The sequence below is a fragment of the Priestia sp. VA7 genome (genome assembly GCF_055710015.1).
This window is the reverse complement of sequence record NZ_JBVQPN010000013.1, coordinates 1-26230: the sequence shown is the minus strand read 5'-3', so window position 1 is coordinate 26230 and position 26230 is coordinate 1. Positions and strand designations below refer to the sequence as shown.

The window sequence follows — 26230 nt, the reverse complement described above, 5'->3', positions numbered from 1 at the left end:
ATGAAAACAATAAAAAGCATATTGTACACTTAATGGGTATGTAAGTAATATTTTATGGAGGTTTTAAATTGAAAGCTACTGGCATCGTTAGGAAACTAGACAACCTGGGAAGAGTAGTCTTACCCATCGAACTAAGAAGAACATTAAATATTAAAAAGAACGAACCTGTTGAAATTTTTGTAGATAATGAGAACATTGTGTTGAAAAAATATTCACCTAATTTAGCTTGTAAAGTGACAGGTGAAGTTTCTGAAGATAATCTAATCTTGGCAAAAGGAAAAGTAATTCTAAGCCGTGAGGGAGTAAAGCAACTGCTTAAAGAGTTAGAAGTAAAGTTATAACTCAAATATGAAGAATGAGAGCAGACTCTTTTCGACTTTCATACCTTGTCTTTTAATTAAAATGTCTATCCGATCATTTTGAGCAAGAATACTGTAAAGTATCTTCTATGATAAATATGCTAAAAGAGATGGGAAAACAATTAACTTTAGCATGGTTGGAAATGTATAATTTTTCATATCTTGAGCAAACTACTAAAGTCAACGTGATCTGTTCTTTATAAGAATAGATTATAAAAAGCCACTAACGTATCAGTGGCTTTTTTTCGTTTTAAGCTGTATATGCTATTCATTCTTAGTTAACGTAAAACACGTTATGTATAAATCATTTATCTAAACACAGAAAAAAATGTCAAAATAGTAGAGGAATGTCTTTTTTATTATAAAAATATACGATTAGAGTATTACTACATATTCTGCTTGTGGCCCTTTTTGACCCATATATTCTACATAAGAAACTTTCTGTCCTACTTTTAAAGATTTGGTGTTATGAATAGAACTAAAATAAACAAATAGGTCTTCACCACCATTATCAGGTGTAATAAATCCAAAACCTTTTTCATCATCAAAATATTTTACTGTGCCTGTTTTACTTTCCAATATAGATAGTCTCCTAAAAACTTCATTTAATAATTAATTATATATGAATACAAAAATAAAATTCTTTATGTAACTAAAAAAAGCCCCATACGCCAGTGGTTTTTTCTATTTTGATGATGAATACCCTATACATTTTTAGTTACCATAATGTTCCTTATAGGAAATGATACATTTAAAGAAGCCTCTCTTATTTAGAAAGAGGCTTCTTTTGATTTTGCACTATAAAACTTCTAACATCCTTAATCGCTAAACAAACATCATTAGGAGTATAATAGATAATGAGAGTAAAATGAGTTTTTAGCTAGGAGTGGGAAATACCAGTGAATAAGAATGAACAATTACGTACCTTTTTATTAAACAATGCCAAACGATTAACGGAAGAATGGTACGATTCATTAGATAAAAACAACGCTGTAGGGGTGTATGCTTCTACTGACTCTAAAGTTATTCAAATATTAAAAGAACAAAATTATGAATTTCATTTATATGTTTGTAATGTATTCATAGAAGATGAAAAAACTTTTTTTGAAGAATTTGAAGTGTGGATTCATAAAATTGCAAAAGACAATGAGCATACCAGAACACCGATTTCGTCTATTATTAAAGAGTTTATGCGTGTTCGAGAGCAATATCGCGATCTTATAAATGAATTTGTATATACATACGAAGGGCACATTGAATCTACATTGATAAATGCATGGGAACAGCATATAATTCGAATCTTTGACATGACAATTTTAAAATTTGTCACGGCATCTGAAGAAACAGCTAGCATTCAATTAAAAGCACATCAAGAAATGATTCATGAATTAAGTTCACCCGTTATTGTAATCAAAAAGGATGTAGCTCTTTTACCATTAGTAGGAGATATTGATACAGCAAGAGCAAAGATGATTTTAGAAAGTACATTACAGCAATGTGCTGATAAACATATTGCTCACCTTTATATTGATTTATCAGGAGTCGTAATGGTGGATACAATGGTAGCTCATCAAATCTTTCAATTAATTGATACGCTTAATTTATTGGGTGTAAAGTCTACTTTATCGGGTATTCGACCGGAAGTCGCTCAAACGGCTATTCAACTTGGTCTTTCATTTGAAAATATACGAATTAAATCAAATCTTGCTCAAGCATTAGAGTCGGATATTAGCATAACAGCTCAGTAAAAAAATCAAAAGCCAAGGAATTTAATCCTTGGCTCTTCATCTATTGTTGTATGTAAAATATAAATAACTGTAATGGCGTTATCTAGTATGGTAGATAATGCGAAAGATGGGGTAAAGTACTAAGCTGGATTGGGATTTGGAAAGAAACATGTCTTCTTTAGATATGTTTCTTTTTTCGTCTGAAAATCAATAGCCAGCACTTCGAACAACCTAAAAAGGGTGGCTATGACCTATTTTCTAGTGATTATTTTTCGAACTATCTTTACGTTCACTAATAGGATCAGAAAGATAACCGGATAGACCATAGCTGAATACAATAAGCCCCAGCCATTATAATAAAAAAAATCCGTTTTAACGGCAAACCATTCAAACACAACTGAAAAAATGGTCCAACTTAAAATATAACCTAATTTTTTTCTTGAATTTTTAGTAAAGGGATAGAAGTTTAAAAATAAAAAGCTAATAGATGGAAAATACATAATAATGGCTAAGAGTGACAGCCATTGAAAGCCTTCTTGAAAATAACCATATAGATTATAATGTAAATCAAGAATCACGTCTGTTGTCATTCCATAAGCGTAAGCAAAGAAAGATGTCGCATATATTTCAATAGGAGTTAACTTCTTAGGAACAAAGAATGCAAGTAAATTAAAAATTATAAAACAAATAAAAATAGCAACCATTGTCAGTCACCTACCTTTAAACCGTGTAAAAATTAATATATTTTCTATCATTCCACTTTCACTACATTTTAATCCCTTTAAAAGAAGTCATTGTAATAATCATTTGCAGTGGCTTTTTATTTGCTCAAAGGAAGGTTTATGACATGTGTATTCTATTGCACTCAAAAATTATTGAACTTATACACTCTATTATTTTAGTAGAGCAGCAGTAAAAGACCATTGTTCTGGGAGATAAATTTTCAACCCTTATTAAAAATAGAAGATTAATTACTGAAAGGCTGTCAATACTAGTACGGTTACATACTATTTTGATAGAGAGGGGAAGGCATGAGAAATTTCACGAATAAAAATTATGCACGGCGCTTTAAAGCTGATGTCAATTCCTTTGGGACAGTTATTATCCATCGAAGAAACCCCTATATAACTGCCTGTTGGTCTATCGCTTTCCCTGGATTCGGGCATCTTCTTCTAGAAAAATATGTTCGGGGAATGCTTTTAATTCTATGGGAAGTATTTATTAATCAGCAAACACAATTGAATCGGGCTATGGTTTATTCCTTTACAGGTGAGATAGAATCAGCAAAAGCAGTTTTAGATGTGAGGTTGTTATTTTTATATATACCAGTTTATCTTTTTTCCATTTGGGACAGTTATCGAACGACGGTCGACTTAAATAAAATTGCTGTACTCGTTGAAAGAGAGAATAGCCCGTTTAATACCTTTAGTATCAATGCTATAGGAATTAATTACTTAGAAAAGCGCAATCCACTAATGACCTTTTTATGGGGGTTGACGATTCCCAGCATGGGACAGCTTTACCTTCATAGGATTATATTATCTTTCTTTACGCTCATATGGACAGTCGTCTTTATTTACTATTCCCACTTGTTAGAAGGTATTCATTATCTTATCTTAGGAGATATTGAAAAGTCGACAAGCGTGTTAGATGCCCAATGGTTATCCTATATCCCTTCCTACTATTTTTTTACTATATATGAGGCGTATACGAGTACGGTGGAAAACAATAAATTATTTGAAAAAGAACAGAAAAACTATTTAAAAAGTCATTATCAATCTCCTAATTTTAAACTAAAAAAGGGACAGAAGGTGATGTGAATGCAAATTTTTGCAACGTTTGAACATTCAACTAATATCGAACTCGCAATTAGTGAATTAGAGCAAAAAGGGATTAATGATTTATTTGCGGTCCCTCTTGATAATCGAACAGAAGAGAGAAAACTTTTTGATACTATTCATCGCTCAGACGGCGTTTCGTTGAGCCAAACAGGGCTATTTCTTGCGGTTATCTTTTCAACGATTGGTGCAAGTAGGGGCTTTATTTTAGATTGGGGCCCCATTTATTGGGGATTAATTGGTGCATTCTTTGGCTTTGTTCTAGGCTTTTTATTTGATTTGTTTATTCAAAAAAGGGTTAAGAAAAAACAAAGAGTTCTTAGAGGCAAAGCATCTGAAGTCATTATCATCGTACAATGTGAGGAAAATCAAAAAGAACAAGTAGAACACATTCTTTGGGGACATTTAGCTCTAGGTGTAGCTATAACCGCATAAATACTACCTAATCAAGATGCAATAAAGCAGCAAAAGATGACAATAAAAAAACAGAAAAAACTATCTCCTTTACGCCAAGATAGTTTTTTTCTGTTTTTAGCTGTATATGGTATGCAAACTTAGTTAATATTGTCATCGTTCTAGCTACATACAAAACATACTTAGATATGGTATGGTGAGTAAGAAGATTCATTCATTAATGTAAAGGAGCTAAAATATGGATACTAGCATAGCTAAATGGATTCCGGTTCCTTATTTTCAAATCAATCAAGAAGGTACAATTCTAAATTCTTCACACATAACCCATTCACATTTCCCTCCCACATCTAATATATGGACTATTATTTATAAAGAAGACCGGCATAAAGCTATATTAATGCTGTCACAGAGTACTAATTCTCACCCTGTAACAAAACATCTAATTTTACAAACAAGCAACAAGTTATTTGGGAATTTTAAATGTACGATTCAATGGAAAGATGGTATAGGTCACCTGGTATGTACAGAAGGAAAGAGCATTAAAGATCTTACACCTTTATCTGTTCAAAACTCTTTAGTGAACACCCAAAAACGGTTAGAAGAATCAGAAAAACAGTTAAACAAAGTTGCTAAAATATTAAATATAAGAAAACACTAATCCTTTGTTTTTTTTCTTACATGAATTTTATAGGCAATCAAACATTACGTCTTTAGTTTTAAAGAAAAAAATACATCTTTGCGAACATAACTAGCTAATTAACAATAAAAAAGTCAGGGGTACCCCCCTGACTCATAATATATGGGTTTCCGTAAAGAATATATTTATGTCTAAAATTATTCTTTTGGAGGAAACCATGTATGACTAAGCATCACACACAACTTACCTCATCCGAAATAGCTTCTATTTGGACAGGTTACATGAATGATAGTATGTCCAAATGTATATTGAGTTATTTCCTAAAACAAATAGAAGATGAGGATATTCGTCCAGTTATTCAATTTGCATATGACATTTCGATTAAACATTTAGAAAAACTGACGAATATTTTTAAGAAAGAGAAATTACCCATTCCAACAGCTTTCACTATGGGACATGATGTTAATCTGAATGCACCACGCCTTTTTACAGATTCTTTTATGCTCACATATATTAATCACATGGCGAAGGCAGGCATGTTAGCATACAGTGGGTTTGTTTCAATGAGTGCTCGGGAAGATATCCGAACGTATTTTATGGCAGGACTTCAAGAGGTATCTGCTTTGTTCAATCAAAGTTCAATTGTTGCACTTTCAAAAGGAGTATTCATTCGATCTCCCTATATAGCCTATCCCACAACAACCGATTATGTAGATAGTAAACAATATTTAAGTGGTTTCTCTTTTTTTAGTAAACAACGACCATTAAATTCAATGGAAATTTCTCATCTATTTATGAACATTCAAACAAACCTCATAGGTGCGAAGCTTTCACTGGCATTTGCCCAAACATCCCCTCGAAAAGACGTTCAAGATTGGATGATAAGAGGGAGTAAAATCGCAGAAAAACATATTCAGATTTTCACTAAAGCTCTTCTTAATAATGACATACAATCACCTATATCATCAGATATTGCTATTAGTGATTCAACAATACCAGCATTTTCAGATAAGCTTACCATGTTTCATATGAGCTTTTTAACTGCAGCAGGAACAGGAAACTATGCAACAGCAGCTGTAGCAAGTCAAAGAAGTGACCTTTTTTTGAATTATGAAAGATTATCGTTTGAAATTGCTCAATATGCTAAAGATGGCGCTGATATCATGATCCGTCATAACTGGCTTGAACAACCACCTGGAACAAAAGACAAGGAACAATTAGCTAAGAAAAAAGAATAAAGCTATCTATTTAGAGCAGGCCACTCAAGATGCTATAAAGCATCCTCTCATAGAACCCAATTGCATAAAGTCCAAAAAACAGAAAAAACAACCTTTAGGGCTTAAAGGGTGGATTTTCTGTTTTTTGAGCTGTATACGATATACATGTTTAGTTAACGTAATGGATTTTATCGGAAATTACATGCTAAAAGCTTTTTTATGAAGAAAGAATTCATATCTATTAATGAGTTGGTAAATATTATCCAAGAGGTGATAATTTGGATAAGAATAAATTAAAGCTTACATCTTCCGAAATAGGAACACTATGGGGAGAGTATGTAAACGGAACGATGACAGATATAGTAAATAGATATATGTTCTCTATTATTGAAGATGAGTCAATAAAGACCGTTTTTGAAGATGCAATTAAGACCTTCGCAAAACAAAAAAAACAAATTGTAGCTTTTATAGAAAACGAAGGGTTTCCAGTACCAATTGGATTTACTGATTCTGACCTTAATAAAGGTACCAAGAGGTTGTTCACGGACATATTCTGCTTGAATTATTTACATATTATGACGTTACATGGCTTGCTAGGACATACAACCTCATTAGGTGTTTCTGTCAGAGAAGACTTACGCCATTTCTACGATACATGTGATACTGATGCAAAAAGGATGTATCATCAAACGATTGAATTATTACTTGAAAAAGGGGAATTTCAGAGAGACCCCTATTTTTACCCAGCTAAGAATCCTGAATTTATTTCTAGTCAGGATTTCACGGATGGTTTTTTCGGGAAAGGAAGACGTTTAACTGCAATAGAAATCATAAGTATTTCTTTCAACCTTAAAAAAAGCATTATGGCTAAAACCCTTTCTATTGGATTTAGTCAGGTCGCTCAATCAAAAGAAGTAAGAAAATTTTTAGAGGCTTCGGAGAAAACAGCTGATGATCAAATACAGTCCTTTTCAAAAATCATGCACGCAGATAATTTACCCATTCCCAAATCGTGGGAAACAGAAGTAACAACTTCAACAGATTCTCCTTTTTCTGATAAACTAATGATGTATCATATTGGTTTTTTATTCCAAGCTGCACAAGCGTATCACGGATCAGGTTTAGCATCAGCCATGCGAACAGATCTTGTAACAACTTATGAAGGTACCATTCTCAAAAATCTATTGGTAACAAAAAAATGGTTTAACATTATGGTGAAAAATAAATGGTTAGAACAACCACCACTTGCTCCTAACAGAAAAGAAATTGCAAAAGAAAAATGAGTAAATTCTTATATATTGAGCAAACTACTCAAGATACGTGAGGTATCACTTTTAATACCTTGATACGTTATTGAAAAACTCCTGGCCAACAGCAGGAGTTTTTTCTCTTTTTAGGCTGTATATCATATACAGATCTAGTTTACATAATCACCGTTACAGGAACAAATCCTCCTTGTTTTAAATAAAAATCGTCAATATAACTAAAACTATAGATATTTAAAATAAGAGGGTGCAGATAATGAGCTTAGATCGTTGGCTATTATTAGCTTCTTTATTATTTGGAGTATTCTTGATATGGAAGTTTATTCCCAGAGAGAGAGCAAGAGAAGCTTGGATTATAGGTTTATTTCTTCAAGTTATTACGTGGGTTTCAGGACTTTTTGTTGTAGAAATGAGATGGATTAGCTACCCAGTAGCATTATTACCACGGATAAATGAAGTAAATAGAGCTAGCTTTAGTTTTGAATTTTTCTTATTTCCTGTGGTAGCTATTTTATTTAGCTTGAATTATCCTTCTAAACAACCATTATGGTTCAGATTTCTTTATTATACGGTTATCATTGGTTTTTTCACGCTTATGGAAGTCTTATTGGAATGGAAAACAAACCTTGTTCAGTATCATGAATGGAAATGGTATTGGACTTTTATCACGGTATGGGTGTCCTTATTTTTAAACCATCAATATTATATGTACTTTAAAAAAACATGGTTAAAAGGGTGAATTATGAAGAAAGAAATTATAATATTAACTTTTTCATGGATAGTAGTAATTAGCCTGTATTTCTGGAAAGTTCCTTCTCGCTTAAAAGGAAGAGCTCAAATTGCATTCTTACTTGGGCAAACTATTGCATGGATCTATGTTTTTTTATCTGTATATTTTAAGCGTGTTGAATTTCCATTCAGAGAATTTCCCTATGCAACAAAATTAAGTTTTTCTCTTCATTATCTGATTTACCCAGCTTTTGCTATGTTTTTTGAAGTAACATATCCATCGTCAAATAGCCGAACAAAAGTTATTCTTCATTATGCTTTTTTTGTTGTTATAACCAATCTATATACTTTTTTCATTGGACATTATACAGAAATTGCAAGGCCACTTAAAAATGAGTTTCTGAATATCCCTATATTAGCTTTTTTGTTATTTGTTGCGCATCAATTTAATAGGTGGTTTCAAAAAGGAATGAAAGAAGCAAATATCTAACTATATTTTTATGTCTACGCTGTATAAACTTAGTCAATATAATGTGATTTATCAGCAATCAGCATATTAAGAAAAATCTTATATTACTAATAATTACTTTCTAAGAACTTCATTACCTTATCCAATTTTGAAGTTCTTAGAACGACTTTCTTGTCATTAAGATTAATAAAAAACGGCGAATTCTTTATAATTAAGTTAGGATATTCATTCTTTACTTCCTCTAAGGAAGAATAATATCTAACTTTCTTTAAACCAGTTATCTTTTCTGGATCATCAATTTCTTCTCACACAACTAAAATAGAATACTCTTCCCCTTCAGATAATAATTCCTTTGGAATAGAGCTTGCATATTCTTTCTTCCAAGTTAAATCTGAGCATGCTGCGCATAAGCTGATTATCAACGTCATAAAAGATAAACATAGCCATTTTCTCATAGTATCCCCCCTCTCTCTATCCCATATATGACCAAAAAAGAATTAACATAATAGGCATTATCAAAAATAAAAGAGAATGTAACAATTACATAAAACATAAGCTAGAGTGTCATATAGAAGGGGGGAATTAAAGAGTTATGCAGAAGAACAATCAGGAACAAGAAAATGAACTAAATACTACTAGAAAAGAAGCAACCAGCAAAACGCGTTTAATTAATAATCAATTACGTAGAGAAATTAACTGGAAAAATTTAAAAATAGAGCAAGATTTATCTGAAAGAAACACATTAATTAACGTTCCATTTCCCATTATCTACAAAAAAAATTCCCTGTTCCCTGTATGGGATTTAAGCAAATATTCTTTTTTGTTACAGAATCCATTACCGGATACAGTTCATCCAAAGCTTTGGGAACAGGGAAAACTAAATCTTCATTCTGGATTATATAAAGTGACTAATAGGATTTATCAGGTGAGAGGTTACGATCTTGCCAATTTAAGTTTAATAAGAGGACAAACTGGTTGGATTGTGATTGATTGCCTTACTTCTAAAGAAACAGCAGAAGCCGCACTTCAATTAGTAAATGAGCGTTTTGGTACTATTCCCATTAGTACAGTTATTTTCACTCATTCCCATGTAGATCATTATGGAGGAGTTTTAGGAGTTTTACATAAAAATGCTGAAACAGAGATAAAGGTTTATGCTCCAGTAGGTTTCATGGAATCAATTATTGAAGAGAATGTAACTGCTGGAGTAGCCATGACTAGACGAAGTCAGTATATGTATGGAGAATTCTTGCCTCATGATGAAAAAGGTCTAATAGATAATGGAATAGGAAAAACAGTCTCTATTGGTACTACTACTCTCATTAGCCACATTCAAGAAATATATCCCAGTAGCAACCAACCATATATTGAAAAAGAGATTGATGGAATTAGAATACAGTTCCAACTTACTCTAGGGACAGAAGCCCCTGCAGAAATGAATATTTATGTTCCAAGCGAGAAGTCTTTATGTATAGCCGAAAATTGCACGGTTACACTTCATAATCTGTACTCTTTGAGAGGAGCACAAGTGAGGGACCCTGTAGCTTGGGCCAAATATCTACAGCAAGCAATTGACTTATTTGGTGATGAACTGACCAGCTTATTCGGTGTTCACAATTGGCCTCGTTTTGGTAATAAACAGTGTGTAGATTATCTGGAAAAACAAAGGGATATCTACCAGTACATTAACGATCAGACGTTAAGATTAATAAATAAAGGTTATACCATAGAGCAAGTCGGTAGATTAGTAAAACTGCCATCCACGTTAAGTAACGAATGGTATAGTAGTTCATTTTATGGAACAGTAAATCATAACTCCAAAGCAGTTTATCAAAAATATATGGGGTGGTATAACGGAAATCCGGTAGATTTGAATAATCTATTGCCCGAAGATTCAGCAAAAAAATATGTAAGCTATATGGGAGGAGAGGATAATGTAATTCGGAAAGCGAAAGAAGATTTTCAAAATGGTGAATATCAATGGGTAGCAGAAGTCATGAAACAGGTTATTTTTTCAAATCCGGACAATACAGATGCTAGATTATTGTGTGCAGATGCCCTGGAACAACTAGGTTACATTGCGGAATCTGGTCCCTGGAGAAACGAATATTTAATGGGCGCCCAAGAGTTACGTTTAGGTAATAAACCCCTCCCTATTTCAATCATTACAAAAGAAGTATTGGATATATTACCCCTTAAAGATATTTTGTATTTGTTAAGTATAAGAGTTCATGGAGTAGAAGCAGGGAACTATGATTATAAAATAAACTTTGTTATTCCAGATCGAAAAGAAGTAGCATCAACAGAATTGAAGCGCGGAATATTCCGATATTTAAAAAATGAATTAAGTAGAGATGCAGAGGTAACAGTTACTATGTGGAAAGAAGCGTTATATAGACTAGTGAATACTAATGATAAGACTAATGAATCCCTTGTTATTGTTCAAGGAGACAGAGAAAAATGGGGTTTGTTCTTAAATTTACAAGATGAGATAGACCCAAATTTCAATATTATGACACCTCTCCTACACAAAGAAAAAAACTAATAGTTGAGAATTATCGCTCTTCTATCATTTCCACTAAATCGCGAAAGCTGAGAATGTTTCCATTTCAGCTTGAAACATAGGAGCAGGAATTCTATAATATAAATTATTAAAATAATTAAAAGCTGTAAAAGTTTGTTTACAGCAGGTGGATTTTTTGTTTAAATTTATTATTTTACATTTCGCCACCCATCTCATATTTGAGATGGGTGGCTTTATTGTGTTGTATGGAGGATTCAATAATGAAAATGTGGAACTATGCTTTACTTGTTTTTCTTGGTGGTTGTTCTTATGGAGTGGTATCAACGTTTGTTAAATTAGGGTACAGCAAGGGATTTAGCCTATATGAAGTAACAGGAAGTCAATATCTTTTCGGTGCTATCATGCTGTGGGCTATTGCAATCTTTGTTCCAAAGGACCGTTTAAAATGTAAACAATGGCTAATTTTGACCATAAGTGGCATACCAATGGGACTAACTGGTATTTTTTACAATCAAGCGCTTAGCTATATTAATGCTTCATTTGCCATCATTCTTCTACTGCAATTTACATGGATAAGTATGATTCTGCAATATATTTTTACTAAGAAAGCACCAGATCGAAAAAGCTTAATGTCAACAGTAATTATTCTTCTCGGTTCGGTCCTTGCTTCTGGCTTTTTGAAAAGTGACATCATTTTTTCGTTTGCTGGAATCAGCTGGGGGATGCTTGCTGCTTTGTCATTTGCTTTCTTTATTTTTATAAGTGGGCGTACAAATATACGGGTACATCCTATTTATAAAAGTGCCATTATGACAACAGGAGCGTCATTGCTTATATTTATTTCGTTTCCACCGGTATTCCTTATAAACGGTGCACTTACAAATGGGCTGTTCATGTATAGTCTTCTTACCGGGTTGTTTGGTTCACTGGTTCCGCCTATTTTATTTAATATTGGCATGCCTAAAGTAGGCGGAAGTTTAGGAACCATTCTAAGTGCATCAGAGCTCCCAATGGCCGTAATTATGTCTACCATTGTTCTCCATGAAACCGTAACTTTCTTCCAGTGGATCGGTGTCGTCATCATTCTAGGAGGAATTGCTTACCCAAACGTTCAGAGTCATAAGGCTACTTATTCAATAAAGAAAAATGAATAATATTTAATATGTTTACCAAACTAAGAAAAATATAATAAAACGCATCACGTATATACTTCCTATTCTAATAATAGAAAAGCTATCCTGCCAACAAGCAATGTTCGCAAAGGGTAGTTTTTCTACTTAATGATACATATAATATTCAATTCTAGTTCACATTTTAACATTACAGATAGTTAGTAATTTTATAAACAAACACAATAGGTAAGATAAAGTAACTACACCTTTCCCAAAAAAATTAGCTATATCATCATCAATGTTCTTATATGAGCCTCGTTTCTTCTGTTAACCTGTTGGTATCTTTTTAAACCCTATATAAGATATAAGAACTTTATTTTCCTAACTATTATATACATCGCATAAAAATAGGTGGATATGTACAGATTAAATAATAAAACTAATTTAAAGGTGAATATAATGTCTTCCTCATCAAATAAATCTTCTCAAAATATTTCAAAGAAACTTGAAAAGCAATTTGAAATAACAAGCGATTTTGAGAAAAGAACCATTTTTAAAAACAAAATTTCAATTTTTTATTTAAATACAATTGTAGATAAAGATCAGATACAAAACTATATTATTGAACCTTTACAGCAAACATGGGAAATAGCTAATGAAGATAGTCCATCTACCCAACAAATAAAGACTATTATTTATTCGGCTTCTCTGAAAGAAACTCATTCAATTGAAGAAATAAAAGATGCTTTGGTTAAAGGAAATACATTTCTCCTCATAGAGGGAGAAACAAGTGGATTACTTATACCTACAACTAAATGGATAGAGCGAAGTTTAGAAGAAACATTAGGAGAACGAGCTTTAAGGGGACCTGCAGTAGGTTTCACAGAAAATCTAACGACAAATATTAATATACTAAGGCGTATTATTCAGACACCACAATTAATCATTGATACAAAGCCATATGGAAAAGTTTCAAAAACAGATATATCTGTCGTTTATATAAAGCACTTAGTGGATCAAACTATTTTACAAGAAGTACAGCATCGTATTTCTACTATAGATGTAGACTATATATTAGCTTCGAAAATAGTCGAAGATGCTATAGAAGGAAAGCCTAAAACTTTTGCTAACCTTGTTATGACAAAAGAGCGTGTGGATACAACCACTTCAGCTCTTTTAGAAGGTAAAGTAATTGTATTAGTAGATGGGGCTCCTTATCCGATTATAGCCCCGAGTTTGTTTGTTGATTTCTTTCAAGCCCCAGACGATTTTCATTTAAAGACAAGACGTTTTGTCAATCGATTAATTCGCTATTTTGGCTTTATTAGTGCCATTCTTATCCCTGGTATCTATGTGGGGTTAGAAAAATTCCATAGTGATAAATACAGTAAAAAAATCCAAGAAGATCTATTTAACCATGGAGAATTATTACCTACGTTTTGGGAAATTACCATTTTTCTTATTTTATTTCGCATATTAATTGATATTGGCTCACGTGCTCCAAAAGGGACAGCTATTATCGTCACACTACTAGCTACTATCTTTGTTGGTGAAATGTCTGTTTCTGCTAAACTTATTCATCCTGCAAGCTTAGTAGTAACAGGAACGAGTACTTTTCTATCTACTTTAGTTATTTATCGAGGACAGATCGGACTATTGTCCTTGAGGTATTTATACCTTATCACTTGCTATTACTTTGGTTTACCAAGTATTATGGTCGTTTCAACCATAATTATTCTATATCTTGTACAGTTAAAGTCAGTAGGTATACCATACTTATCACCCCTTATCCCATTCAGATGTGATGAATTTCAAGATATATTCTTTCGTGGAAACTTACGTAAACTTCAAAGGAAGTCTCATGACTTTCCAAATGTTGAATGAAGAAAACATAAACTCTTGATATTTCAAACAAACTACTCAGGATGCAAGCGATGGCATCGAAAGAACATTCTGTTGATGTAAAGAGAAAAACTCCTGTCCAGACACAGCAGGAGTTTTTTCTCTTTTTAGGCTGTATATCATATACAAAGGTAGTTAACATAATACCTCTTCAAGGAACCAAGCAAGCAAAAGAACCCTTGCGGCAGTAGGGTTCAGCTAAGGATTCTTTTGCTTGAGTATGCAACTTTTTATACATCGTTGATATAACGGGGTTTCCTTGGATAAGTGGATAGGATGTGATGTATAAAAAGTGTACATTTTATTCATATGCCATAGAATGAAAATACTTTACTTTATTATCCAAATTATTTATAATTTACAAGTCGATTAGTAAGCTAATCACCACTTACTGAAAAAGCTATCTTATTCCATAAGATAGCTTTTTATTTTTAGCTTTTATAGCATGCTTTTAGTAAATTCGAAAATAGAAGGGAAAAAATATCTGATTACTTCTTAATTTTGTACTTTCTAAAAGCTTTAACAGGAACTTTAGGTTTTTCAAAAAATTCGTGGTCATGATAAGGCATTCCTACCAAGTCCCAATCAAATTTATCCTCTACACAAGAAATAAATAAGTCATATCCCTCATTATCAGAAGGTGATAAAGTTGTTCTTATTTCTCCATATTTTAAAGCAATATCAATAGCATTACGCATTTCTTCTAGTGCTGTACGATTGGCTACGATAAAAGCATCTCCGTGCCACATATCTTGACCGTATATATGACATATTGGCATAGGCGTGTCTTCATCATAATCACTATTTATAGTCTTATTTAATTTTTCAAATATGATTTCAGGGGAATCGGTATCTAAATATGTATCCATTCCAAATTCCCAATAACCTCCTTGAACGCCTGCTACTCCAAATTGAGATGTAAATTCATCATATAATTCGTTATTTTCTACAAAGAGATAACGATAAGGATCTTCCCAATCATCAACTATGTAAAAATAAATTATTTGTTTTTCATTTTTGCTATAAACAAAACGGTAAAGGGTAGTTTCTAAACGTTCACTTTCTTCTAACTTAAATTTAAATTTTCTAGCATTCTTTGGTTTTAGTACTTCATCTTGAAAAGGTGTATATGGTATATAAATAGCTGTAAACAATTTTGCATTTGTCATTTTAAATCCACTCTTCTCCATGTTCACGAATGAATTTAATATCATTCTGATAGTGTTCAAGATGCCCTTCATCTATCATCTTTTGAAAAGCAATGTCACCTTCACCGGCTTTTCTTGTAATTGTTTTACATAATCCTTCTAATCGTAGCAATACCATTTCTAAATAATCTTCTTCAAATTCCTTGCCATAAGCCTCAAAAAATAATCTAATTCTTTGTTTTACGAGGTTAGCGTTTTGTAGTGAATGATAATAAACTTTTTCACCCGTTTCAGAAAGATAAAATCTACTTAAGGGGACACAAGTGTAAAGTGTATAAGCTATGTCCCACAGTCTTGGACCAGGTGCGGCCACATCAAAATCAATAATACCTACTGGAATCTTGCGATTAAAAATAACGTTATATATGGCAAAATCATTATGACAGATTATTTCAAATGGTTTTGGGGTATTATCTATTGCTCTCCAATCGTCTTTAATTGGAAAATCACTCACAGAATCATGATAAAGGCGGAGCATTTTTCCTATTTCTATTAAGGTATCATCAGACCACATGTATTCTTTTAAAGGATAATTACCAGTTTCTCCATCGATAAATGAGAGTACCTCTCTTCCTTTCTCATCAATACCTAAGAATTTTGGTGCATAACTAAAACCTTTGCTTTCCAAATGTTTTAATAAATCATGAATTTTGTGGCTCTCTGGCTTTAATTCTCGTCGGACGGTATCTCCCGAACGATAAACGTTAGAGACATTCCCTCCTGTTAGTATTTCTTCGTCTTTATGGTTTGTCATATACATATTCCTCCCTGATATAACTTTCTATGACTCATAAAACAAATCCTTTTTAACTAACATTTGTTACAAGTAATTCAAAAGCACAATTAAAATCACGTATATTAGCTCTAATTGGAAGAATAATACTCTTATCTTTTAGTTTGGAGGAATCTATAATGAAGAAAGCACATATCTTACTTGTTGGTAGTTGTTTATGTTCCATCATTTTTGGTTCTGTTAATACTTACGCTTATACACCAGAAAAGCTTCCTACGTCTCAATCATCAGACCACTGGAAAGTAAAAATAGACAAACCCGATGTTAACAACTTGAAGGGTAATGATGAGTTTAATACCTATAGTATCGATGTGAGAAATTTAGGTGCACAGGTTTATGACGCTACGGTAGAGATCTATAGGGATGAGCCAAATACAAATACTAAAGCAGAATTAATCACATATAAAATACCTGATTCACAGAATTTCTTCCATCATCAAAATCAACCTATTTCGGTTGACTCAAAAAAGATTGAAGTAGTTGTGACATGGAAAGAAGAACCCTTTAGAGTTACGAAGGACGGAAAGAAATATCCTGCACGAAAGTTTAAACAAGCATTTTTATTTCCACAAAATTAAACTTAAAAGCCCTCTTTGTTTAAAAGAAGGCTTTTATTTATTTACTCTTTATTTAAGGAATTACCATTTTAGGAAGGAAAATATGTATAGAAACTTCAATCTCTTAGATGTAGTGGGATACTGTATGATTTTAAATGCTTAAACTCAATAAGTTTTATACTATCTTTCTCTGATAAAGAAGGACTTATTTGAAATGTGAAACGATCCTTTCCGACAGAGTTATGAGCCCCAATTGATGGTTGCGTTTCAATAGTAATTAAAAAATTAAATCCACGAAATCCATTTAGTCTTTTTACTTTCACCACATTCATATCATAGGGGTAAACAGCAACTCGTTGTTTTAACTTCTTAAAATAATATTGATTAGCTATTTCTTCAGTTTTCTCGTTTAATATAACCATTAACATATCATTATACATTAAGGCTCTTGAATCCTTAGCTGTGTCGGTTTTCTGTGAGATAGCATAAGACATTGTTTCCAACCCAGTATTGAGCAAAGAGATAAAACAAATAGATATCATCAATCTTTTCAACATAGATTTCTCCTGATGTTTTAATTTTTCTTAGTGTCTCTTTGCTCAGGTAATCTATACAAAATCAAATTATAAACAAAGGTATATTTTTATTAATCTTTAAAGTATATAATGCAGTATATCGTTTATTTCTGATTTAACTTGTGGAGGGAATTGTGTATAAGATCAAATGTATTCCAGTTTTTATGTTTATCATTTTGTTCCTGCAAGGCTGCGAAGACTCATTAAATAAAAAAAGTAGTCGTGAACAAGAAGAAACTACCTTAATAGAAGATATAGAGAAAGAGGAAGAGGCCATGACAACCGTCTATGATAAAGCTAAATGGCATTATGAAGGAGATTTCCCGAGTAACTTGAGTGAAAAGCAGGCATTCGTTCATACTGGAATGTATCTCGGTTGGATTATTGAAGAAAACTTATATAGCAAAGAATTTGAAGAAGAAGCTGCGCAGGAAATTATAAAGTTTAAACAAAGGAACATAACCGGAACTGAAATATATATGGAATGGGATGGCGTCTTTGCCAGCGATATGCTGAATGCGGAAGGAAGGGCCTTTACAAAAGATTACTTTGATTTCGATAAAGGAACTTATTTAGATGATTATGAAGCTATATTTCCTCATATAAAATCCCTTTATGAGGTACAAGATACGTGGAATAATTATGAGGCGATTAATACAAAGATTAATGAGAGTTTTGATACTTGGAAGCATACAAACGAAGAAAATAAAGGTGATAAGTTATTTACGGTTGATTCATATATAAGTTCATTAAAGAAAATACTTGAACAAAATGAAGATAAGTTAATTAACAATATCGAAAAAGTACATACTTTTCATTATTATAAGGGCATTGATTTACTGGACTTTGAAATCTTCATTCAGCCATTTGATTTGTCTATTAGGATGTTTTCTATGGACAATGAAGCGAACGAAGTTTTCTATGAAGGAAACGATCGTGCCATTTTTTCAGGTAGTTATGAGCTACTTGAAGAGTTTGAATACTATGAGCTAGCCGACGAGCATTCAGATGAGTTTTGGGATTTTTATGAACAAAATGAAGAAGAAATATCTGCAACTGAGAAAGAATTGATTTCAAACTGGTTTATTTCTTGTTGGAATAAAGTTGGCGATAATGGAATAAAGCTGCCTGTTTATCTAGACTTTCATGATGATATAGAATCTTTTGATTTAAAGAAGAACGAATGGATCGATAGTGAAGACAAATGGTCTGACGAAAATAGCAACTAAATTCATTGTACACGTAAAAAGAAGCCAAACAATTGTAGTGGCTTCTTTTTAATATCAATACTCACATTCTAAAAAACAAAAAAATATATGTTCGTAAAAGTATACTTTTACGAACTCTTATTATTTATATGAAATCTATCTTCTTTAATGTTCGTTTAAGTTTTAAAACAAATTACGAACGTATTATAAAACATTGACACTTTTATGAACGTTTTTATTAGAGTTATAGGTGTATAAATGAATAATAATATAAGTGTGTAAATTAAGTAATGTTTTTGTGATTTATCATCAGAGAGAGTAAATAATAGAACTATTATTTTATAGATCATTTTATTTATTTACATGAAAGCATAAAATTTATTTAATCAAATTTACATATAAAGGATAATAAATCTGTAGATAATACCAATATTAAATAAAATAAATTTTTCAATATCAGACTCCGGACGTATAGAAATAAAAAAGAAAAAATGTTAAAATCTTCTATGTAAATTAATGGATTTAAATAGGAGGTATGTTCATGAAAAGGTTTTATTTTTTATTTATAGCAATTTTATGTATATCCACATTTCTGTTTGGATGTAGTGCAAAAGAAAAAGATATGAAGAATGATTTAGACGTAGGAATGGATCAAACTCAGAAAATTGAAGTTGCATCAGCAAAATCTCCAAATTCAGCTTTAACTGTAATCGATAAAAAGGAAGATATAAATAATTTTATAAGTAAATTAAAAGTAAATGAATGGAATATTGCTGAGATTCCTTCAAATGCTACTGAAAATAATATTTATAAGTTATATCAAAAAGAAACAGTTAAACTAGGGGATGGATCAAATAAAGATAAAAAGAACCTTCAAAAGGTAGCTACAATTACAACTTATAAAAGTAGTCCATATATTAATTTTCAAACTAAAGGGTTAAACTTGAATCTTAAAGTTCCAAAAGATGTAGCTAAATATCTTTCTAACCTGGGTCATTAGAAAGGTTAATTATACATAGAAAGTAAAGTCATAGCTAATTACTAAAGTTCCTGTTAATAACGAACAATTATAACCGTTCATTTGTACTAAAAAATTTGAACTTTGGATATCTTAATAAATATTTTTCATGTATTAAGTGGTCTTCGTATATCGAAGCAGTTTAAAATTATGAAACAATAAGAATAAAACATTCTAGGGTATCTCTCTTGTGCTAATTTTATCTTGGTAAATTACTTCTTAAACTTATTGAAGGCTGTCTAGTTACTACTTGTAATAAGTATATTTTTCATAAAAATAAAAAGAATCATTGGCAAGATTGCCAGCGATTCTTTTTATTTGCTAACTAATTGAAGTTCATTAGTTTGCCACTCTAGAGAAAGTTGTTGTTTAACGAGGTCATTGTAAAGAGAATGAGATTCTAACAATTCCCGATGCGTACCCATTCCTGTCACTTTACCATCTTCTAAGATTATTAGTTTATCTGCATTTTTTATAGTTGCTAAACGGTGCGCAATTACTAATGTCGTTCTTCCCTTCATCAAAGATTCCAATGCATCTTGAACAAGTTTCTCTGAATTGCTATCTAAATGTGCAGTAGCTTCATCCAATAATAAAATTTCCGGATCACGAATCATGGCCCTCGCAATAGCTAACCTCTGACGTTGCCCACCTGATAGTCTAACTCCTCTTTCCCCTACCTCTGTTTCATATTGCTTTGGCAACGATTCTATAAAACTTTTCAAATTTGCGTTAGCTACAGCCTGTTTCACTTTTTCTTCTGAAAATTCTTCCAAACCATAAGTGAGATTTGAAATAATAGTCCCCGACATAATTGGGGAATCTTGTGATACATAAGCTATCTTCTTTCTCCACTCAGATAATTTTATATTCTCAATTGATTGCCCCTTGTATACAATCGTTCCCTGAGTGGGTTTATAGAAACGTTCGAGAAGAGAAAAAAGTGTTGTTTTCCCAGCACCACTCGGACCTACAAAGGCAGTTGTTTGACCTATAAGAGCATCGAAATTGATTGCTTTTAAAGTTTCTTTTTCCTCAGAATAAGAAAAAGATACATCTTGGAATGATAATAAATAATCTTTGGCATTGATACTAACTGAGGTATGAGTATCAGGTTCTAAATCTGCTAATAGAATTTCATTTAAACGTTCACTTGCCCCTAAAGCTTTTTGAAAATGAGTAAAAAAGTTAGCTAATTGTGAACAAGGCACAGAGATTTGAAATAAATAAAAAATGATAGCCACCAAGGCACCAGCAGATATTTCACCTGAAGCAACCCGACTGCTGCCATAACCAAATATCGCTACCAACAACACAAGCATGATAGTCATTGTTAGTGGTTGAATAACAGCAAGAATTTTTCCTTCCTTTAGCCCATATTGAAACAGCAAAGTCATTCTATACAACCCTGTCTTCTTTTCTTGCTTCTCTGCTAAAGATGATTTTACAAGACGAATATCTGATAATACCCTCCCTAAATCTCCTTGAAATAGCGCTGTTTCATCTTGAAGCGATTTTGATACTTTATACATGTTTCTTCCTAGAGGCGCCATTAAGAGAACTGCAAGTGGAACGGCTGAAATCATTAAAATTGTCATTTTCCAATCAATAATTACTAGTAAGACCACAGATCCAACAATAGAAATAATACCAGTGACAAAAGGAATTAAATGTGACGTAATAAAGTCTTTGATTACTAATGTGTCATTGGTCATTCTACTCATCGTCTCTCCAGAAGAATTTCGGTCAAAGAATGATATTGGTAAATGTAAAACTTGTTTCCACATAGTTTCACGTAGAGTAAGTACCACACGTTGACCAATGTACGTCATTGTATAAACAGCGAACCCAGACATAACCAATTGGCCTAAAAAAACAATTGATAAAAGCATTATAGTCTTTGTATTGAGACCATGAAAATTCATCTTATCTACAAAATCTTTAGTAAGGAGAGGAACAATCAGAGAGAATGCCGTTTCTATTAGAATGAGTATAATTGCTAAGGTTAGGATCGATTTTGCTGGCAAGAAGCTATGAATAAATTTTAAAAAGCTTTTTACTCCTATTTTTTTTTTATTATTGTGACTCAACTTCTTTCTCCTTTCTACAAATCTACGAATAGGTTAACTATGTATATAAGTTTTAAAAATACAAATGGATAATTAAATAGTTTGAATTTCATAGTTACTTTAACTATATCTTTAGTCTACATTAGTTACTTAATTTTCCATTTTCAATTCCTAATATTGTATTATAAGGTTGATCGTCCCAAAAATCTACAAAAAAATACATTTTTATAAATTTTATAATATTTTCCGAAAAATCTGTTGACTTATTCATTGGGTATATTATACTTTATTTGTAAATTAATAACTTGTTTAATTTTGACATATTAGTTCTAAATATCTTTTTTATCCTTATTTAGGTAATAAGAAGAGTGGATGGTGGTGTCAATAGTTGGATAAATTAAACAAATATGATAATAATTTACTACAATGCTTAGGTAAGATAGAATTTTGGGTTAATGGAAAGCGATCTTTAGGAAGTGCAAGTATCTTAAAATCTTTGAATGCCCCAGTTATCGCAACTGCTGCTCATTGTTTATATGATTGGGAATCTAAACAGTTCTATGAATGTATAAGATTTTTGCCGTATTCCGAAGATTTTAAGGTTGCGTTTAAGCCAGTATTAGCATCAATCCCTAAGGATTGGGCTCAACATGGAGTAGTAGATTATGATACTGGCTTTTTAGTACTTGAGTCAGAAGCTTCAAATGTAATTAACTTTGAAGAAAAAGGGATTCCAGTCGCTTTTAATATGTCACGCAACCTAGAATATGTTATATCAGGTTTTCAGAACGTGTTATTCCCATCTAAAAAACCACTTGTTAGTAAAGGAATAGCCTGTACAGATTCATTTAAGAATTCGTCGCTACAAGGAGTAAGAAGCAAAGGGAAGAGTGGTATGTCTGGAGGTCCTTGGTTTACAGAATTTGAGGGGAGATATATACAAAATTCTAATTCTAGCCTTAGCATGAAATCGGTAAAAAATACGCTTTGGGGTCCTTACTGGGGAAAAACTATTGAGGCTGCTTATCAAGTAGCTTCTGGAGAAATAAGTGAGGATTCTACGGTAATGGTTCACAAGTATTAATTAATCTTATGAAGTAAAAAGGAGAGAAGAAAAATGTCTTATCATAAACAAATGTCTAATATTCTTCAATTGCAAAAAATGAAAAACTCATCTTCATTAGATCTTACTTCAAACTTAAGTATGGCATGTAAAGAAAAGAGTACTATTAGTTTGTTCTTATGTATTCCTAACCAGCAATAACTTTCTATTAATTTTTTGAATATAAAGGAGAAGAGAAAATGTCTTATAACAAACAGATGTCTAATATTCTTCAATTGCAAAAAATGAAAAATCCATCTTCATTAGATCTTACTTCAAACTTAAGTATGGCATGTAAAGAAAAGAGTACTATTAGTTTGTTCCTATGTATTCCTAATCAGCAGTAACTTTCTATTAATTTTTTTCAATATAAAGGAGAAGAGAAAATGTCTTATAACAAACAGATGTCTAATATTCTTCAATTACAAAGTATGGATATCACAAGAAATTCACTAACTAATCCTGCTATGTCAACTTCAAGTGCATTTGCATGTTGGCCAAATACAATAGCAAGTACAATGAGTATTGCAGTTTGTTAAGTTTAATTAATATATATAAACAGACCTTTTAATTTATTTGATTGATATTTTTCTAGGTTAATCATTGGAGATGGAAAAAATGGATATGAGATATTTAAGGTATGTTACGCCTGGAGAAAAATATTATCAGCCACCTCAAAAGAAAGCAGATGAATCAGCTTTAAAAGTTTCCACTGTACCAAATTCTTGGAGGAAAAAGGCCGATGATCATTGGACTTATTATTTTCCTAGTAACATCATCCTGCCAATTCAAGGGTGGAAAATTCACGTTACTACAAATTCTGATGAAGCCCAACGTACATTAGAATTAGTCTCTAATTTTCTTTTTAGCGAATCTATACCTTTTAAACATGTATCTAATCTTTGGGAGCTAGTTTTGAAAAACTCAAAGTATGGTGATAGAGGGAGCTCGGGTAAATTTATTACAGTTTATCCTAAAGACGAAGAACAATTTATATTTCTGTTAAATCAGCTACATAGAGTCTTAAAAGATATACCTCAGGGTCCTTACATTCTGAGTGATAAGCGATGGCTTGACGGAAATGTTTATTTCCGATATGGGGCCTTTGGGGAGATGTATGTCCATGAGGGCGCAGCTAAGATTCCTGCAATTAGGACACCTAATGGAGAATATATTCCTGATTCTCGAGGTGCGTACTATGTAGTACCCGATTTTATTCAGGAACCAAAAGTAATCCAAGAGATGACAGAAGCACAAGAAAAAATACAAGCAGAACGTTCCCAACTTGATAATTATAATATTGAATCAGCTCTTCACTTCAGTAATGGCGGCGGGGTATATCTAGCTAGCCATACGGGAACTAATAAGCAATTTGTACTTAAAGAAGGTCGCCCTGGATCAGGTCTTGATGGGCAAAATAGAGATGCGGTAGCCAGATTGAAACAAGAAGCTCTCATATTAAAACGTCTAAAAGGATTGGATTGCGTTGCCGACTACAAAGAAATATTCCAAGCTTGGGAACATACTTTTCTAGTAGAAGAGTATTTACCTGGAACAACGTTGAATACATGGTTAGCTGCTTATTTTCCTTTTTCTGATGAACAGGACTCAGCATCATATTGTAAAACGGTTATTAATATTCTAAAACAGTTAAAACAAGCCGTTAAAGATATTCATTCGCGTGGAGTTGGTATGGGGGATTTACAACCATCTAATATCATTATATCAGAGTCAGAAGATGTCAAGATTATTGACTTTGAATCTGCAAGCGATTTAACTGATGCTAAACATTCGGGCCTTATGACACCAGGTTTTACCGGTTCGGCAAAGTCTACTAGAGAACAAGCCGATTGGTTTGCACTTTTACGTATAGCTAGACATGCTTTTCTCCCTATTGGGCCTGTACAGGATTTAGCCGAGTGTATACTAAATCAACATGATAAATGGATTGCTAAACAATTTGGCCAAGAAGCTATCGATATAATTAATGAAATTCACCATGAATGCAAGAGAAGAAACGTAAAACCAATGGATAGCGTCCTTAGCGCCCCTAGTAACTACCTTGAAAAAAGCGATCTTCCAGCCATAATTTTAAAGATTAGAGATGGCATTGTTCACGATCTTAGTGAGGAAAAGAGACTTTTACCTGGAGATATTCGACAATTTGAGTCATCTAACGGGCTACTTAACATCCTAACAGGTGGTTTTGGAGTGATAATGGCTCTGGCACGTACAGGTGATTTGCCTGATAAAGCCAAAGAATGGGCTAGAAAGTTTGGCCAAGAAGGATATATAGAGCAATTAGATGACGGACTCTTCTCTGGAAAAGCTGGTGTTGCTGGAGTCCTTTATGAAATAGGAATGAAAACTGAAGCTAAGGATATATATGATTCTATTCAAAGTCATTTAGATTTAGAGGACATCTCCCTCTCAACTGGGTTAGCAGGTATAGGATTAGCATTTTTATCAGCATCGACTTTACCAGATTTCGAGTACCTATTTGATAAATCATTAGCTATCGCTTATCGACTAGAAGATCTCCTTGCACAAGATATTAAAATAAGACCAAGTGACATTGATGCAATTCCAATTGGATTAATCGATGGATGGTCTGGAGTATCTTTGTTCTTTAGTGCTCTATATAACGTTACAAGTGACAAACAGTGGTTAACTCTGTCTGCTTTGGCTATAGACAAAGATATGGAACAGTGTGTTCTTGAAGAATCTGGGTTATATCAAGTAAAAGATGCTTCAAGATTTGTACCTTATCTTGCCGGCGGAAGCGCTGGAATTGGGTTGGCAATGATTGAACTAAGAAATTTACTCCATGAGAAAAAGTGGGAGAGGGAACTTAGTGGTATTGGACTTCTAACTAGATCAAAGTGTTTTTATAGTTCAGGTTTATTTAGAGGATTGACAGGTCTTATTGTTACTGCCAATGCAATTGATAACGAGTTTAATCTCCAGGGAAAAGAAAATCATATAGACAAATCTTTGGAAACACTTAACCTTTACCTTCTTGAAGATGAAGGAAGATTTTATGTTCCGGGAGATTATAGCTACAGAATTTCTGGCGATATTTTCTCTGGATCTGCTGGTATGTTACTTGCATTACAAGATATTAAATCCAAAGGAATGTACTCTTGGTTACCTCTACCAGAGATTGCGAAAATAATTCCTTCATTAAATAACCAAAAGTTAAGTTTATTTACTTAATAGTTCTAATGAAAAGTTACCAATTAAAAGGAGGTGATTTTTATGAAAAAGGTATTATCTCTTCAAGTTTTAGATTCAAAGAAGGATGTAGAACTACGTGCAGGTTCATCTTTAAGTGTTAACTGCAAAGTAGTAAGCACAATCAGTGTTGCTGTTTGCTAATTCTATATTCTCTATCGGGGATTGCGAAAATAATTCCTTCATTGACATAGGTAAAGGCTAAGTATATTTACTTAATGGTTCTAATGAAAAGTTACCAATTAAAAGGAGGTGATTTTTGTGAAAAAGGTA

26 protein-coding genes and 1 pseudogene are annotated in these 26230 nt (G+C 32.5%); 20 read left to right on the top strand and 7 right to left on the bottom strand.

Annotation, left to right across the window (positions count from 1 at the left end; translation table 11 throughout):
- The first annotated feature begins 68 nt into the window (after nucleotides 1-68).
- Nucleotides 69-341, top strand: coding sequence for an AbrB/MazE/SpoVT family DNA-binding domain-containing protein (locus tag AC0C45_RS27585; RefSeq protein WP_321998969.1), 273 nt, complete (start codon nucleotides 69-71; stop codon nucleotides 339-341).
- 393 nt (nucleotides 342-734) lie between these two features.
- Here the strand turns inward: AC0C45_RS27585 and AC0C45_RS27580 are convergent, their stop codons facing one another.
- Entirely contained in the window at nucleotides 735-938 is a 204-nt protein-coding gene (locus AC0C45_RS27580; protein ID WP_430136447.1) for a cold-shock protein, read from the bottom strand.
- A 320-nt stretch (nucleotides 939-1258) separates the two neighbouring features.
- On the opposite strand from AC0C45_RS27580, the gene AC0C45_RS27575 reads away from it, so the two are divergent.
- Nucleotides 1259-2107, top strand: coding sequence for an STAS domain-containing protein (locus tag AC0C45_RS27575; protein ID WP_472929139.1), 849 nt, complete (start codon nucleotides 1259-1261; stop codon nucleotides 2105-2107).
- A gap of 230 nt (nucleotides 2108-2337) precedes the next feature.
- Here AC0C45_RS27575 and AC0C45_RS27570 read toward each other — a convergent pair whose 3' ends face one another.
- Nucleotides 2338-2790, bottom strand: a complete 453-nt coding sequence (locus AC0C45_RS27570; protein ID WP_472929138.1) for a CBO0543 family protein — start codon at nucleotides 2788-2790, stop codon at nucleotides 2338-2340.
- Nucleotides 2791-3117: 327 nt separating this feature from the next.
- On the opposite strand from AC0C45_RS27570, the gene AC0C45_RS27565 reads away from it, so the two are divergent.
- From AC0C45_RS27565 to AC0C45_RS27535, 7 genes are all read left to right on the top strand, one after another.
- Nucleotides 3118-3906, top strand: coding sequence for a hypothetical protein (locus tag AC0C45_RS27565; protein WP_237894458.1), 789 nt, complete (start codon nucleotides 3118-3120; stop codon nucleotides 3904-3906).
- Entirely contained in the window at nucleotides 3907-4359 is a 453-nt protein-coding gene (locus AC0C45_RS27560; protein ID WP_472929137.1) for a hypothetical protein, read from the top strand.
- 217 nt (nucleotides 4360-4576) lie between these two features.
- Nucleotides 4577-4996, top strand: coding sequence for a hypothetical protein (locus tag AC0C45_RS27555; RefSeq protein WP_472929136.1), 420 nt, complete (start codon nucleotides 4577-4579; stop codon nucleotides 4994-4996).
- A 200-nt stretch (nucleotides 4997-5196) separates the two neighbouring features.
- A complete protein-coding gene (locus tag AC0C45_RS27550) occupies nucleotides 5197-6213 on the top strand; it encodes a DUF3231 family protein (RefSeq protein ID WP_472929135.1) in 1017 nt (338 codons plus the stop codon).
- Nucleotides 6214-6470: 257 nt separating this feature from the next.
- On the top strand, nucleotides 6471-7475 hold the full coding sequence (locus AC0C45_RS27545) for a DUF3231 family protein (protein ID WP_472929133.1): 1005 nt from the start codon (nucleotides 6471-6473) through the stop codon (nucleotides 7473-7475).
- A gap of 238 nt (nucleotides 7476-7713) precedes the next feature.
- A complete protein-coding gene (locus AC0C45_RS27540) occupies nucleotides 7714-8196 on the top strand; it encodes a CBO0543 family protein (RefSeq protein WP_472929131.1) in 483 nt (160 codons plus the stop codon).
- Between the two features lie 3 nt (nucleotides 8197-8199).
- The gene (locus tag AC0C45_RS27535; RefSeq protein ID WP_472929129.1) at nucleotides 8200-8676 is read left to right on the top strand and encodes a CBO0543 family protein; all 477 of its coding nucleotides are present in this window, start codon (nucleotides 8200-8202) and stop codon (nucleotides 8674-8676) included.
- A gap of 284 nt (nucleotides 8677-8960) precedes the next feature.
- Here the strand turns inward: AC0C45_RS27535 and AC0C45_RS27530 are convergent, their stop codons facing one another.
- Entirely contained in the window at nucleotides 8961-9110 is a 150-nt protein-coding gene (locus AC0C45_RS27530; protein WP_472929127.1) for a hypothetical protein, read from the bottom strand.
- Nucleotides 9111-9247: 137 nt separating this feature from the next.
- On the opposite strand from AC0C45_RS27530, the gene AC0C45_RS27525 reads away from it, so the two are divergent.
- From AC0C45_RS27525 to AC0C45_RS27515, 3 genes are all read left to right on the top strand, one after another.
- Nucleotides 9248-11200, top strand: coding sequence for an alkyl/aryl-sulfatase (locus AC0C45_RS27525; RefSeq protein WP_472929125.1), 1953 nt, complete (start codon nucleotides 9248-9250; stop codon nucleotides 11198-11200).
- A 239-nt stretch (nucleotides 11201-11439) separates the two neighbouring features.
- The gene (locus AC0C45_RS27520; protein WP_472929123.1) at nucleotides 11440-12333 is read left to right on the top strand and encodes an EamA family transporter; all 894 of its coding nucleotides are present in this window, start codon (nucleotides 11440-11442) and stop codon (nucleotides 12331-12333) included.
- Between the two features lie 417 nt (nucleotides 12334-12750).
- The gene (locus tag AC0C45_RS27515) at nucleotides 12751-14175 is read left to right on the top strand and encodes a spore germination protein (protein ID WP_472929122.1); all 1425 of its coding nucleotides are present in this window, start codon (nucleotides 12751-12753) and stop codon (nucleotides 14173-14175) included.
- 506 nt (nucleotides 14176-14681) lie between these two features.
- On the opposite strand, the gene AC0C45_RS27510 is transcribed toward AC0C45_RS27515, so the two are convergent.
- A complete protein-coding gene (locus tag AC0C45_RS27510; protein ID WP_472929121.1) occupies nucleotides 14682-15362 on the bottom strand; it encodes a hypothetical protein in 681 nt (226 codons plus the stop codon).
- Nucleotide 15363: 1 nt separating this feature from the next.
- Nucleotides 15364-16155 carry a phosphotransferase gene (locus AC0C45_RS27505; RefSeq protein WP_472929120.1) on the bottom strand — a complete coding sequence of 264 codons (792 nt, stop codon included), beginning with the start codon at nucleotides 16153-16155 and terminating at the stop codon, nucleotides 15364-15366.
- Nucleotides 16156-16313: 158 nt separating this feature from the next.
- Here AC0C45_RS27505 and AC0C45_RS27500 point away from each other — a divergent pair, with 158 nt between their 5' ends.
- Nucleotides 16314-16772, top strand: coding sequence for a hypothetical protein (locus tag AC0C45_RS27500; protein ID WP_472797568.1), 459 nt, complete (start codon nucleotides 16314-16316; stop codon nucleotides 16770-16772).
- 95 nt (nucleotides 16773-16867) lie between these two features.
- On the opposite strand, the gene AC0C45_RS27495 is transcribed toward AC0C45_RS27500, so the two are convergent.
- A complete protein-coding gene (locus AC0C45_RS27495) occupies nucleotides 16868-17308 on the bottom strand; it encodes a DUF3888 domain-containing protein (protein WP_472797569.1) in 441 nt (146 codons plus the stop codon).
- A gap of 293 nt (nucleotides 17309-17601) precedes the next feature.
- On the opposite strand from AC0C45_RS27495, the pseudogene AC0C45_RS27490 reads away from it, so the two are divergent.
- Nucleotides 17602-18015: pseudogene (locus AC0C45_RS27490) on the top strand (DUF7832 domain-containing protein); the annotation flags it as partial.
- Nucleotides 18016-19075: 1060 nt separating this feature from the next.
- Nucleotides 19076-19534: a hypothetical protein gene (locus AC0C45_RS27485; RefSeq protein ID WP_182009615.1), complete on the top strand. Its 459-nt coding sequence runs from the start codon at nucleotides 19076-19078 to the stop codon at nucleotides 19532-19534.
- Nucleotides 19535-19866: 332 nt separating this feature from the next.
- On the opposite strand, the gene AC0C45_RS27480 is transcribed toward AC0C45_RS27485, so the two are convergent.
- Nucleotides 19867-21642 carry an ABC transporter ATP-binding protein gene (locus tag AC0C45_RS27480; RefSeq protein WP_259345681.1) on the bottom strand — a complete coding sequence of 592 codons (1776 nt, stop codon included), beginning with the start codon at nucleotides 21640-21642 and terminating at the stop codon, nucleotides 19867-19869.
- 367 nt (nucleotides 21643-22009) lie between these two features.
- On the opposite strand from AC0C45_RS27480, the gene AC0C45_RS27475 reads away from it, so the two are divergent.
- The 5 genes from AC0C45_RS27475 to AC0C45_RS27455 all read left to right on the top strand — a co-directional run bounded on the left by AC0C45_RS27475 (nucleotide 22010) and on the right by AC0C45_RS27455 (nucleotide 26101).
- A complete protein-coding gene (locus AC0C45_RS27475; protein WP_472929119.1) occupies nucleotides 22010-22705 on the top strand; it encodes a trypsin-like serine peptidase in 696 nt (231 codons plus the stop codon).
- Between the two features lie 33 nt (nucleotides 22706-22738).
- On the top strand, nucleotides 22739-22885 hold the full coding sequence (locus AC0C45_RS27470) for a class III lanthipeptide (protein ID WP_220457413.1): 147 nt from the start codon (nucleotides 22739-22741) through the stop codon (nucleotides 22883-22885).
- A gap of 38 nt (nucleotides 22886-22923) precedes the next feature.
- Nucleotides 22924-23070 carry a class III lanthipeptide gene (locus AC0C45_RS27465; protein WP_328240243.1) on the top strand — a complete coding sequence of 49 codons (147 nt, stop codon included), beginning with the start codon at nucleotides 22924-22926 and terminating at the stop codon, nucleotides 23068-23070.
- A 271-nt stretch (nucleotides 23071-23341) separates the two neighbouring features.
- Nucleotides 23342-25939, top strand: coding sequence for a class III lanthionine synthetase LanKC (gene lanKC, locus AC0C45_RS27460; protein WP_472929117.1), 2598 nt, complete (start codon nucleotides 23342-23344; stop codon nucleotides 25937-25939).
- A gap of 42 nt (nucleotides 25940-25981) precedes the next feature.
- Nucleotides 25982-26101: a class III lanthipeptide gene (locus AC0C45_RS27455; protein ID WP_220457412.1), complete on the top strand. Its 120-nt coding sequence runs from the start codon at nucleotides 25982-25984 to the stop codon at nucleotides 26099-26101.
- Nucleotides 26102-26230 lie beyond the last annotated feature (129 nt).